General features: G+C 59.7%; 9 protein-coding genes. 6 read left to right on the top strand and 3 right to left on the bottom strand.

All coding sequences use genetic code 11. The features are described from left to right. Positions 1-229 precede the first annotated feature (229 nt). From AACW30_RS28090 to AACW30_RS28065, 6 genes are all read left to right on the top strand, one after another. Entirely contained in the window at positions 230-2,137 is a 1,908-nt protein-coding gene (locus AACW30_RS28090; RefSeq protein WP_179676643.1) for a sigma-54-dependent Fis family transcriptional regulator, read from the top strand. A 230-nt stretch (positions 2,138-2,367) separates the two neighbouring features. Continuing rightward, positions 2,368-5,544 (top strand): hypothetical protein, encoded by a 3,177-nt coding sequence (locus AACW30_RS28085; protein WP_200623943.1) that lies wholly within the window; start codon positions 2,368-2,370, stop codon positions 5,542-5,544. Positions 5,545-5,739: 195 nt separating this feature from the next. After that, the gene (locus AACW30_RS28080; protein ID WP_200623942.1) at positions 5,740-6,711 is read left to right on the top strand and encodes a hypothetical protein; all 972 of its coding nucleotides are present in this window, start codon (positions 5,740-5,742) and stop codon (positions 6,709-6,711) included. A 222-nt stretch (positions 6,712-6,933) separates the two neighbouring features. Further along, entirely contained in the window at positions 6,934-8,283 is a 1,350-nt protein-coding gene (gene mpl, locus AACW30_RS28075) for a UDP-N-acetylmuramate:L-alanyl-gamma-D-glutamyl-meso-diaminopimelate ligase (protein WP_119740877.1), read from the top strand. Further along, the gene (gene ubiX / locus AACW30_RS28070; protein WP_003219402.1) at positions 8,280-8,909 is read left to right on the top strand and encodes a flavin prenyltransferase UbiX; all 630 of its coding nucleotides are present in this window, start codon (positions 8,280-8,282) and stop codon (positions 8,907-8,909) included. Before mpl ends, ubiX begins: the two co-directional genes overlap by 4 nt. Next, positions 8,902-9,186 carry a YceK/YidQ family lipoprotein gene (locus tag AACW30_RS28065; protein ID WP_106579387.1) on the top strand — a complete coding sequence of 95 codons (285 nt, stop codon included), beginning with the start codon at positions 8,902-8,904 and terminating at the stop codon, positions 9,184-9,186. The genes ubiX and AACW30_RS28065 overlap by 8 nt, the downstream gene beginning before the upstream one ends. Positions 9,187-9,333: 147 nt before the next feature. On the opposite strand, the gene AACW30_RS28060 is transcribed toward AACW30_RS28065, so the two are convergent. The 3 genes from AACW30_RS28060 to AACW30_RS28050 form a co-directional block, all read right to left on the bottom strand. Further along, complete coding sequence (locus tag AACW30_RS28060; RefSeq protein ID WP_106579386.1) at positions 9,334-9,975, bottom strand: oxidoreductase; 642 nt, start codon at positions 9,973-9,975, stop codon at positions 9,334-9,336. A gap of 29 nt (positions 9,976-10,004) precedes the next feature. Beyond that, complete coding sequence (locus AACW30_RS28055) at positions 10,005-11,723, bottom strand: C13 family peptidase (RefSeq protein WP_200623941.1); 1,719 nt, start codon at positions 11,721-11,723, stop codon at positions 10,005-10,007. Between the two features lie 105 nt (positions 11,724-11,828). Further along, positions 11,829-12,284 carry a MaoC family dehydratase gene (locus tag AACW30_RS28050; protein WP_106579384.1) on the bottom strand — a complete coding sequence of 152 codons (456 nt, stop codon included), beginning with the start codon at positions 12,282-12,284 and terminating at the stop codon, positions 11,829-11,831. Between the last annotated feature and the right edge of the window lie 64 nt (positions 12,285-12,348).

The raw sequence follows: 12,348 nt of genomic DNA, 5'->3' as shown, positions 1-12,348 counted from the left end.
GTTGCGCTTGATAAAGCGTAGAGCAAAGGTCGGGCCACTGCTTTGCAGGCCAGGTAAATCAAGGGCTTGAGGTTTAGTGCAAGGCGTTGCTGTGACAGGGCTGGTACAGGTGGGGTGACAGTGTGTGCCACAAACGGTACAGCCAGTGACCGGCGGGTCTGCCCGGGATTGCAATGCCTGGGTGGCTGGGGGATGCTGGCTGTTCTCACGCAGAGAGAATAATAAGAACATGCAAAACGATCATTTCAGTCGCCATGCCCAGCAAGTCCTCACCGTCACCCGTGGGCAGGACCTTGCCCAAGGCCCCGGCAGCGACCCGTCCATCGCCCGCTCCTGGCTGCGCTGCCTGGAGGATTATCACCTCGACCCCGCGTTGAGCATCGCCCCCACCGTGCTCGAACATGGCCGCCTGCTGGAAAGCCGCGAACGCCTGCAGCAGGTGCTGCACATTGCCGGCAGCGAAATGAACAGCCTGCATCAGCAGCTTTCCGGCGCCGGCCATGCGGTATTGCTCACCGATGCGCGTGGGGTGATTCTCAACTGTGTGACAGCACCTTCGGAACGCAAGATTTTCGAGCGCGCCGGGCTGTGGTTGGGCGCCGACTGGAGTGAGGCGTGCGAAGGCACCAACGGCATCGGCACCTGCCTGGTGGAGCGCCAGTCCCTGACCATTCACCGCGATGAGCATTTTCGCGGCCGCCACACCGGCCTGACCTGTTCGGCGAGCCCGGTATTCGACCCTCAGGGCGAGCTGTTGGCCGTGCTGGACGTGTCGTCGGCGCGCGAGGCCGTGTCGCGTCAGAGCCAATTCCACACCATGGCGCTGGTGAACCTGTCGGCGAAGATGATCGAGAGTTGTTACTTCCTGCGTCATTTTGAAAACCAGTGGTTGCTGCGTTTTCACCTGCAGGCCGAATCCGTGGGGCTGTTCAGTGAAGGGTTGCTGGCGTTCGATGGCGAAGGGCGGATCTGCGCCGTCAACCAAAGCGCGCTGAACCTGCTGGCACAGGTTCGTGGCGGTTTGCTGGGGCAACCGGTGGAAGCGTTTTTCGAGTGTTCCCTTGATCAGCTGCTCGGCCGTGCCAGCGCCAACGCCACGGCCAGTTGGCCACTGCGTACCCGTGATGGCCGGCATTTATTCGCCGCATTGCGCGGCCAGGCACGCAGCGTGCCGGCACCGCAGGCCAAGCCCCAGGCGCCGCGCCTGACGGGCATCTGCTTGGGCGACCCGGTGCTGCAGAATGAGTTTCGCAAGGCGCTGCGGGTGTTCGAGCGCGACGTACCGTTGCTGATCAACGGTGAAACCGGTTCGGGCAAGGAAGCTTTCGCCAAGGCCGTGCATCAGGCCAGTCAGCGGGCTGACAAAGCCTTTGTTGCGCTCAACTGCGCCGCCATTCCTGAGAGCCTGATCGAAAGCGAACTATTCGGGTATCGCGGCGGCAGTTTTACCGGCGCGCTCAAGGAAGGCATGCGCGGCAAGTTACAGCAGGCCGACGGCGGCACCTTGTTTCTCGACGAGATCGGCGACATGCCCCTCGCATTGCAAACCCGCCTGCTGAGGGTGCTGGAAGACCGTCTGGTCGTGCCCATCGGCGGTGAGCCGCAAGCAATCAATGTGCGGATCATCAGCGCAACGCACCGTGATTTGTTGGCGCGTGTGGCCAGCGGCAGCTTCCGCGAAGACTTGTACTACCGCCTCAACGGCCTTGAAATCGACGTGCCGCCTTTGCGTGAGCGCAGCGACAAAGCTCAATTGCTGGACTTTTTGCTGGCCGATGAGGCGCCAGGGCAGGTCGTGTTGCTCGACGAGACGGCGCGCCAGGCGCTGCTGGACTTTGCCTGGCCGGGCAACGTGCGGCAGTTGCGCAACGTCTTACGCACCTTGGCGGCGTTGTCCGAGGATGGGCGAATCAGGTTTGACGACTTGCCGTCAATCATTCGTCAGGCCCGACCCGCCGTAGCCTCTGAACCCGTTTCCGGCCTTGCCTTGAACGATGCGGAGCGCGTGGCCTTGCTTGAAGCGTTGCAGCAACACCATTGGCACATGACCCGCACCGCTGAGCATTTGGGGGTGAGTCGAAATACGCTTTACAGAAAGTTGCGCAAACACGGGATTGAACGCAGTTATTTAACTTAACCAGGCCATTAAACCCGATTAAGTGTTGCGTAATGTAGAGAGAGAAACAAACAGCAATTGACATATCCGAATGCAGACTTTTCGGCAGTTTGTTGTGATGTTTGTAGGTAGTTGCACCACTCAGTGCGTGAACAGTCAGCCAGACTGTTTTGCCTGCGAGGTGTTGAATGACTAATGTTTCGAAGTTTAGTCCACAGCCAATCTTTCCAACTCATGCAGCGGCGCCGGTCGTGAAGTCCGCCCCGGCGCCCGCCGATAAGCCTGCCAGTGGACAGGAGCGCAGTGCCGGGTTGTCGGACAGCACCGAATGCCGCGCCATGGGGGATGCCCAGTTGGCGAGGTTCTTCGCAAGCGCTTTGGCCACGCGCTCCTACCAGACGTCGGGGATGTCGCCTGATGTTCAAGTGCCCGCAGGGTCCACGCTTGGGCGGTGGCGCGCCCAACTGGACAGCGCCTTCAAAGGCCCAGGGTTGCTGGCGTGGGCGAAAGTGCAAGGGCTTGATACGGCGGGCATGCAGCTGGACCCGGCGCGTGGGGAACTTGCCGGCATCGTCGACGGCACAGTGCGCACGTTTACGCTACGGGACGATTCGGGGTGGTCCGATGTTTCCCGAACACTGTTGTCGATTGCCAGGGTGATCGCGCCTCAACCCGGGCAGGGGTTCAGTTACCCCTGGCCGGAAGGCAAAGTGCCGTTGTACACGGTGGGCCAGTTTTACAACCAGCCAATAGACCTCACACCTGCGCAAGCGGCCTTGCACCGCAAGAAACTGGCGAATAAGGCGCTGTTTGCGTTCGCGCCCTCGGCTTATGCGTCGCTGCGGTCTGCAGAGGCGTTGACCCGGCAGCAGACGGCGCTGGGTGATGACGCTAACCGTCATGCGCTCATGACTGCGCTGCGGTCTCAGACCGATGACGCCAGTGGGCGCATCGACCTGGACGCGATCATGCTTCAGATCGACCCGCGTTCCAGCCAATTTACCAGTGAGCAGCGCCCCCGGATGAGCGTGGCGCACATGCTCAGGCAGGAGGGGCATAAAGTGCCCGTCAATAGTCAGCAGGCCCAGGGTTTGGCGCTGGCGTTATCCTTTGACCTGGCCCATCGGGCGCCGCGCGCGAACGCTGGCGGGGCAAGGTCGATCGCTGGTTTATTGAGCGCGACGTCACTGCGCAAGGTCCGCGCAACGGTAGGTCAATGGCACAAGGCCCAGGTAACCCACCGATCAAATCCTCAGGCGGACGCCGGTGCGGGCAGCTTATTACGGCGGTTGATCTGCGAGCTTCCTCAGGCCACCAAGGCAACCATAGCGCGCAACCCTGCGTCGGCATTGGATCTGCTGATTCGATCACCCAAGGCGCGGGCCTTGGGTCAGGAGATACAAAAAAAGATCAAGGTGATCGAGACGCCCACCAGTGTAAACGAGTGTGTGAGTGTCGCCCTGGTGCAAGAGCTTGATCCTGGAATGGGCAAGTCCTGCTTCAACCTGGCGGGCTACAACCTGTATCAAGGGGACAACGCAGGTTGCTCACCTGCAACCATTGTCAAAGGTTTCACCGCTCACCTTGAGCGTAAGGTCGGGGTTGAAGCGGCGCCTGTGGCTGCGCAGTTATTATTAGCGGCCGCCGCCCCGGAGTTCCTGGTAAAAGACATACCGCCCAACCTTGTTTACGGCTCTCATACGTGGGCGAACTTCGCCATAGAAGTTTCACGTATTGAGCAACAAGTGCCTGGCGCTGCGGGGAACATGACGTTCAGCCAAGTAATGGCGTTTGGTGAAGCGCCGCTCACGTCCCTGGAAGGCGAGGATCAGCTGAGCGCCGCGTCGGGCAGTGCAATTATTACCTGGGGCCTGGCCAACGGTGTTATCGCGTTTAAACCCAACCACGACTATGGGTACACAGACGTCAAGCGTTCACAAGAGGCGTTGAATAAACAACAAAAAGAGCTGGCATGGGCAGGTGATACTTTGTCAGCACCTGCGACGACGCGAGAGCAGTTGGCGGTGGCTGAGTTGAAGCGGGTGTTTCCTGAGTTGGACCCCACCCAAAAGGTGTTGCAGGCACCGTGGGTCAAACATGACCCTGTTTCGCTGCTTGATGTGTATATGAGTGGTCCGATCAAACCAGAGCGCTGGCGGTCGCTGAATAATAAGGCGCTGCCTTGGGCGGCGATAACGCCACGCCTTGCTCAACTTGTTCCTGATATCAATCAGGTGTTTTCTACAACCTTTGAGAACTATAAAGTGGCGCATGACAGTGCCTGGGCCATTCAGTTTAAGTATCAGCTTTCGCTATTACCCAGGGTGGACCGAGCGCGTATCGAACAGTCGGCCGTCAGTTTTATCGAGGTGTCTCGCCCCTTTCTTGATACGGCGCCTGCACCGGGATTTTCCTGGAACAGTGCAGAGCCTGTATCAGGGCTCTCCTTGTACGCCGATATCAAGCCCCGAACGCCCACGGTACAAGAGGTCGAGGCACTCAAAGGCCGGCATGGTTTGCTCATGAAAGTAGCGGGGAGTGCGGGCCAGGCCAGCTACTACAGTTACTTCCCGGCATTGGGGCGGTTCGTCAAGGAAAGCGGGTTTCCGGGTGAACACACCAATGCTGACGATGGCGCCTATTTTGGCGGGAGCACCCAAGGTCGTGTTCCGGGCACGTACAACGTCTATACGCAATACGGCGCGACCCATCACGGGCGTGATCCCCTTGAACGCCCTGGTAAATTGAACGGGACGTACTTTTCCGCCAAAAGCGGCGCCCTTGGTATCACGGCGGCCAGTTTTTTTACCCGTGACTATGAAGCGCTGAAGTCCAAGGCGGCCGGGATCACGGCGATAGAAAAAGGAGAACGCTACGACAAACAGTTGAAAGCTTTTTTTCTTGGACTGATCCCTTTCTATGACGGCATTCACGACGCAATCAGGGGCGACGTGTCGGGAGCGATCTTCAATATCGGGTTCGACATTTTAGGCTTTGTTCTTCCGGCGCTTAACACTGCTCGAAAGACCGTCAAGCGCGGTCAGGCGCTCAGCAATGTCATCAAGAGTTCGGTCTTTGCCGGCGTTGGCGCTTCGGTGGGCTATACCGACGCGGCCGATATTGCGAAAAACCTTAATCGAGGCGCGAGTGCTGGGTATAAGGACATCAAGTACGTGCTTGAACATGGCGACCAGGTGTTGTCCCGATTAAGAGGGCACTCGCGCAGCTATGATGTGACAAAGATTTATAAAGACGATGATGTCGTCAAAGGGTTTCATCGCGCGCAAAGCAATAATTTGTGGGTGCCCGTGGTTGCTGTTTTCAAGAAAGGTGCGTGGTACGCCTACAATACGCTCACCAATACGCCGTTTGGCCCCCAGTTACTGCAGTTCGGTGTGGTGAACGCGCTGGCACCTGCGGCCACATAACTTAGTCAGTAATTATCGGGTGTTAAGTAACGGTCTCTGGGTGTTTGAGAAGTTATGGCTGTGGGTAAGTAGTCTGCTCATTAATCGGTTGTATATTTATAGAGTTTAATCGGAACGTTATTGGTTGTTCTGCCACGTATTAAATGAAGGAAATGGATGACTTTCTAATGTTAATCAACCATTAGGTAAATCATTATGATGTTTTCAAATTCAATCTCGCGGCCCTTGGCATTCTCAAAGATTGGGGATCTTTTCTCCTCAGGTTTTACCAGGGTAGACATCTCGGGTGTTCCTTCCGGTTCTACGCGGGTTATTGACGCGCCGAAACTCGAAGGCGGGTCAGGCAGCAAACCCGGGGCAGGTAATCAGGCCTATGATCAGCATTTGGTGGACGCACACGTGAATGGCTTCAGCGCGCCAGGCCACGCGAGCGGTACCCGCACGCCGGGAGAGGCACCTGACACCCCTGACACACCGGAAATGGCCGATTACCACGCCAAGCATCAAAAAGAGTGGCAGGCCCAAAAGGACGCTGGAATGCGAGATAAGTTGTTCGCGCAACCGACGCCCGGTCGAGTAGAGGGCCAGGAAGTCGAACCGTTTTCTGCACGAGGCCTGGAAGAAAACGCAGCGGAGCTGGTGCAGGCCAGCAGTGCGAAAGCGGACCGTGCGCTCCCGCTTCAGCGCAAGGACATTGCAAAAGTCGCCAGCATCACGGCAGTGGTGACAGTACCGCTTTCGACGGTTGGCGTGGTCGCCAGCGGAGCCATTCTGGAGGTCGTAAAACCCCTCATCAGTTCGACGAAGACGGCCGCCACTGAGCAAAGTGTTCAGGATGGGCGTCTGGTGGATCATAGTCAGAAGAGCGTATTTCTGTTGGCAAATACCTTGGCGGATCTTCGTTCCGAGCCGCATGTACAGCCAGGCCTGGAATGGGTCGCGAAAACGAACGAAGAGCGAATGGATTATCTCGAGGAGATGCTTGATTACATCGAGCCGGCATTTGCCAACGAAGCGCAGAAGCTGGGTATTTCCTTTCAGGCCGCCTCAACTGGGGCCGAAAAAGACGACATCAAAAGCCGGGCGCTTGGCTTGGAGTCCAGGATGGCGGCCCTTACCGCGTTGATGGGGGCAATGAAAGTGAAGCACCGGGGCAGCGCCGCCTAGGTGAGCGCCGGCGTCCCAGGCTCTGAGCCACAGAGCCAGCAATGAAAGAAGTGCGGCTGTCTTCGATGGGTTGCGTACTGGCAACCACAGCGTAGGCGGCGGCACTTCTTTTTCGGTAAACGGCCGTCTGGATTGACCCCATCGCCCCAGCACTGCGGCAGCTAAAGAGTGCGATTTTCCCCTCCCTGCGCTAACCTGCCTCGATGTTTTACGAGGTCAACCATGCACATTCATATTCTCGGTATTTGCGGCACCTTCATGGGTTCGATGGCGGTTCTGGCCAAAGAGTTGGGCCACCACGTCACCGGCTCCGACGCCAATGTTTACCCGCCCATGAGCACGCAACTGCAGGCCCAGGGTATCGAGTTGACCCAAGGCTACGATCCGTCGCAATTCGACCCGGTGCCAGACCTGGTGGTGATCGGCAACGCCATGGTGCGAGGCAACCCGGCGGTCGAGTATGTACTCAATAAAGGTTTGCCTTATGTCTCCGGCCCGCAGTGGCTGGCGGACCACGTGTTGCAAGGTCGCTGGGTACTCGCGGTGGCCGGCACTCACGGCAAGACCACCACCAGCAGCATGCTCGCCTGGGTGTTGGAGCACGCAGGCATGAGCCCGGGCTTTTTGATTGGCGGTGTGCCGCAAAACTTTGCGGTGTCGGCGCGCCTGGGTGACACACCGTTCTTCGTGATCGAGGCAGATGAATACGACAGCGCGTTCTTCGACAAACGCTCCAAGTTCGTCCATTACCGCCCGCGCACGGCGATCCTGAACAACCTTGAGTTCGATCACGCCGACATCTTCCCCGATCTGCCGGCCATCGAGCGCCAGTTCCACCACTTGGTGCGCACCATACCGAGCGAAGGCCTGGTCATCCATCCGACCACCGAGCCGGCCTTGCAGCGTGTGATCGATATGGGCTGCTGGACCCCAGTGCAAACCACCGGCGCGGGCGGGCAGTGGCAGGTCAACCTGCTCAGCGAAGACGGTTCCAGATTTGAAGTGCTGTTTGAGGGGCAAGCCCAAGGCATCGTCGAGTGGGGCATGACTGGCCAGCACAACGTCGCCAACGCCTTGGTCACCCTGGCGGCCGCGCGACATGTGGGCGTGGTGCCCGCCATGGGCATCGCCGCGTTGAGTGCTTTCAAAAGCGTGAAGCGCCGCATGGAGAAAGTCGCCGACGTCAACGGGATTACCATCTACGACGACTTTGCCCACCACCCGACGGCCATTGCCACTACGCTGGATGGCCTGCGCAAGCAGGTCGGCGATGCGCCGATCATTGCCATTGTCGAGCCGCGCTCCAATTCCATGAAGCTGGGCGCACACCGTGATGGCCTGCCGGAAAGCGTCAATGACGCCGACCAAGTGGTCTGGTATGCGCCGCCCAACCTTGGCTGGGACCTGCCGGGCATTGCTGCGCTGTGCACCGTGCCCTCAACCGTTTGCGATTCCATTGAGGGCATCATTGAGCACGTCAAGCATCAAGCCACGCCGGGCACCCACATCGTGGTGATGAGCAACGGTGGCTTCGGCGGCCTGCATGGCAAGCTGGCCGAGGCGCTGAAATGAGCGGCCCGGAACGCGTCACCCTGGCGATGACCGGTGCCTCCGGCGCGCCCTATGGCCTGCGTCTGCTCGATTGCCTGGTGCGCGAAGACCGCGAGGTGCATTTTTTGATCTCCAAGGCCGCGCAGTTGGTGTTGGCCACCGAAACTGATGTCGCGCTGCCGCCCAAGGTGCAGATGATGCAAGCCTTCCTCACCGAATACACCGGGGCTGCGGCAGGGCAGATCAAGGTTTACGGCAAAGAGGATTGGATGTCGCCCGTGGCCTCAGGCTCCGGGGCGCCGGCGGCGATGGTGGTGGTGCCGTGCTCTACCGGCACCTTGTCGGCGATTGCCACGGGCGCCTGCAACAACTTGATCGAGCGCGCGGCGGACGTGACCTTGAAGGAGCGCCGTCAACTGATTCTGGTGCCGCGCGAGGCGCCGTATTCGAGCATCCATCTGGAGCACATGCTCAAGTTGTCGAACATGGGCGTGACCATCTTGCCGGCTTCGCCCGGCTTTTATCACCAGCCGCAGACCATTGATGACCTGGTGGATTTTGTGGTGGCGCGGATTCTCAACCTGCTGAACATTCCCCAGGACATGCTGCCGCGTTGGGGCGAGCACCATTTGAGCAGCGATGAATAAAGCCCTGTTAGTGCTGCTGGCGCTGCAACTGACGGGCTGCGCCACCGCACGCACGCTGGACGCAGCGCAGCCTGGCGCGCCGGTGGTGTACGCCGGCACGCGGCTGGATTTGTATGCGATTGACGGTGGCTGTTGCGCCAAGGACAGATTTGGCGCTGAAGCGCCGAGCTATCCGCACATCGACCTGCCGGCCAGCGCGCTGCTCGATACACTGCTGTTGCCGCTGTCGGTTCTGACGGTGTTGGGTGTGGGCTTCAACGCAACCGGTGGTCTGTAGCACCGACCTTGCAGGCAACACAAAACCAATGTGGGAGCGGGCTTGTTCGCGAAGGCGGCGTGTCAGTCGATGCCTAAGTTGACTGATCCACCGCCTTCGCGAGTAAGCCCGCTCCCACCGTTTGTTGTGTGCCAAAGCTGAACGACGTTACTTGCCGAGCTTGCGCAACTCATCCGACTCGACCACCCGCACCCCGTCCTGCTCTTCCAGCGCCAGGCGCCACATGGCCCGAGCCAGCTCGCAGACTTCAATGCCGTGGTACTTGCCCGGAATCAGCCGCGACAACGGCCCGGCGAGCTGTTCAGCCAAACGGGGTTCCAGGCGCTCTCCCAGCAACAGCGAAGGTCGCGCGATGGTCAGTTGCGGCCAGTCCTGGGCCTTCAGCGCCTGCTCCATTTCGCCTTTGACGCGGTTGTAGAAGATCGAGGATTTCGGGTCGGCGCCAATTGCACTGATCACGATCAGGTGCCGCGCGCCCATTTCCCGAGCGCGCTTGGCGAAGGCCACGACCATGTCCAGGTCGACCGCGCGAAAGGCCGCTTCGGAGCCAGCCTGTTTGATTGTGGTACCCAGGCAGCAGAAGGCGATATCGACCTGGCCGCTCAGTTGCGGCAGCAACGCCACTGGATCACCCACCGGGTTTTCCAGGTGCGGGTGTTCAGCCAGCGGCTTGCGGCTAGGCGCCAGTACGCGGGTCACAGTAGGTTCGTTGAGCAGGCGGTCGAGCAGGTGTTCGCCGGTGAGGCCCGAGGCCCCGGCGAGCAAGATATGTTGTGGTGTCAGGTACATGGTGTTTCCCCCTTGTTACACGTTACAGCTTAGTTGCCCTTGGCTTCCTTGCTATTCATTGAGACGCTTTCGAGCGCCTTTCGTGCCTGCTGTTTACGTAATAACTGCCAATGGGCGATCACGCCTTTGGGCGCCCATATCTGCGGTTCGGACGCTTCGAAGTTGTCCGCCTGTTCGCGCTCGGACACGTGCATTTGTGCCAGTTTGAAAGCCTGCTGTAAGTCATCTGTCTGGTTTAAAGCTTGTGCGAAAAGGGCATCGCCAAAGTAGGTGAAGTCCGCTTCCTCGGAGCAGCCGAAGGACACGCGATCGGCACGCGAGGCGGTCATGATCAGCGTGCGCTCATCTTTGAGCGCCGGGATAAACCCACCGGAGTAGCAGGCGGAAATCACGATGACCTTGTCGCGGTTTTTCAGCGGGGCGAGCACGGCGGCCAGTTCATCGGCCGGCAGGTCGGCCAGTTCCATGCGCGGTTGGTCGAGCACCAGTTCGTGTTCGTGAGTGCCATGGCTGGTCATGTAGATAAACACCAGGTCTTCCGGCCCCGTGCGCTCGGCAAGGGTTTGCACGGCGCGGCGCAGGCTTTCGCGCGTGGCCAGCGGGCGGTCGGCAATATGGTCGCGGTGGTTGACCAGGCGAATCTGCCCGCGCGCGCCGAAACGGGTGGCGAGCATGTTGCTCACATAATCGGCTTCGCGCAGGAACACGCTTTGCTTGCCGTCGCCGGCCAGCACCAGGGTGTACAGCTCGACGGCGGGGGTGGAGGTGGGCACGGCGGCGAGGGCGGCATCGAGCAAGCGGCCTTGGGCCAGTATGCCGATTTCCAGCGGGTCGGGCAGCAGCTTGCCGTCGGCGTCGCGCACGCGCATGCCGTTGACCCAGGTGCCGGCCTCTACGGTGCCATCGGTGAGCACGAGGGTGCCCTTGCCTTGATAGCTGTCGCTGTCGAACCCCCCGATATAGAAACTGCCGTCGGTAAGGTTCAAGCGGCCTTCGCCGGTGAAGCGCCAGTCGCTGAACTGGCCGACATAGTGGCTGCCGTCCACGCCGATCAGCTCGCCTTTGCCGCTGAGGGCGCCTTCCTTGAACTGGCCGATCCACACGTCGCCGTCGGCGTTTTCATAGCGGCCTTTGCCGTTGAGCTGGTTCTGTTTGAACTGGCCGACATAGATGTCGCCGTCGGCGCTGTTGAACGTGCCATTGCCTTCGAGTTGGCCATCGACAAAGTGGCCGCTGAACTGGTTGCCACTGTCGTCGTTACGCTGGCCTTCGCCATTCGGTTTGCCGTGGGCGAACTGGCCCTGATACTGGCTGCCGTCGGCCAGCTCGAGGCGGCCGAGGCCGGAATATTGATCGTCCTTGAATTCGCCGCGATAGGTCATTTGCCCCTCTTTGAGGGTGCCCTCGCCGTTGCGCCGGCCATTCTTGAAACCACCGACATAACTGCTGCCCGCCGTGGTCAGGCTGCCCTGGCCATCGAACAGGCCTTGCTGGAACTGACCTTTATAGACCTCGCCGTTACTGCCATGCCATTCACCCTGGCCGTGCCATTGGCCTTTGTCGAACTGGCCGGCGTACCAGCTGCCGTTGGGGTAGTCGACCCGGCCCTGGCCTTGCAGCAAACCATTGACCACATCGCCCCGGTAACGGCCGCCATCGGGCAGGCGCGCATCGGGCGGCAACAGCGATTCGCCGTCTCCGCAAGCGGTGAGCAACAGGGCAAGGGCAAGGGGAGCGAGTGGGCGCATAGCGGGATCCGGATAATTGAGCGCCGAGTATGCCGCAGCTGCGAGTTTCATACATAAATTTACATACGCTGTGGTGAGGTTTATATCCCCACCACAGGCGCGGGCTTACACGAAGTAGAGCGACAACGACTCGGCGACGTAAGCCGGTTTTTCCTGCCCGTCGATTTCCAGGGTGGCGGTGGCTTTGAGTAGCCATTGGCCAGGCTTTTTCTCGGTGACGTCGTTGAGCGTCACGTTCAGGCGCACCTTGGAGTTGACCTTGACCGGTTGGATGAAGCGCACGCTGTCCAAGCCATAGTTGACCGCCATCTTCAGGCCTTCGGGCACGATCAGGAGGTCTTCCATTAGCTTGGGCATCAACGACAGCGACAGGAAACCGTGGGCAATGGTGCTGCCGAACGGGGTCTGCGCGGCCTTGACCGGGTCGACGTGGATGAACTGATGATCGCCGGTGGCCTCTGCGAACAGGTTGATACGCGCCTGGTCGATGGTGAGCCATTCGGAACGTCCCAGTTCCTTGCCGACATAATCTTTGAGCTGCGCTACAGGTACATAGGGCATTGCGACTCTCCTTGGTTCATCGTTTTTATAGGTGGGCCAAATCCAGGGTAGATCATCATGGGCA

Origin of the sequence: Pseudomonas sp. MF6747, assembly GCF_963890955.1 — a bacterium.
In the GTDB taxonomy this organism is placed as follows: domain Bacteria; phylum Pseudomonadota; class Gammaproteobacteria; order Pseudomonadales; family Pseudomonadaceae; genus Aquipseudomonas.
The sequence above is the reverse complement of the archived record's forward strand: the minus strand, read 5'-3'. Positions and strand labels throughout refer to the sequence as shown.

What these genes read in the sequence shown, in the direction of transcription:
- AACW30_RS28055 (WP_200623941.1), bottom strand. Translation starts at nt 11,723, where the DNA reads ATGCGCCCACTCGCTCCCCTTGCCCTTGCCCTGTTGCTCACCGCTTGC.
- mpl (WP_119740877.1), top strand. Translation starts at nt 6,934, where the DNA reads ATGCACATTCATATTCTCGGTATTTGCGGCACCTTCATGGGTTCGATG.
- AACW30_RS28050 (WP_106579384.1), bottom strand. Translation starts at nt 12,284, where the DNA reads ATGCCCTATGTACCTGTAGCGCAGCTCAAAGATTATGTCGGCAAGGAA.
- ubiX (WP_003219402.1), top strand. Translation starts at nt 8,280, where the DNA reads ATGAGCGGCCCGGAACGCGTCACCCTGGCGATGACCGGTGCCTCCGGC.
- AACW30_RS28060 (WP_106579386.1), bottom strand. Translation starts at nt 9,975, where the DNA reads ATGTACCTGACACCACAACATATCTTGCTCGCCGGGGCCTCGGGCCTC.
- AACW30_RS28065 (WP_106579387.1), top strand. Translation starts at nt 8,902, where the DNA reads ATGAATAAAGCCCTGTTAGTGCTGCTGGCGCTGCAACTGACGGGCTGC.
- AACW30_RS28080 (WP_200623942.1), top strand. Translation starts at nt 5,740, where the DNA reads ATGATGTTTTCAAATTCAATCTCGCGGCCCTTGGCATTCTCAAAGATT.
- AACW30_RS28090 (WP_179676643.1), top strand. Translation starts at nt 230, where the DNA reads ATGCAAAACGATCATTTCAGTCGCCATGCCCAGCAAGTCCTCACCGTC.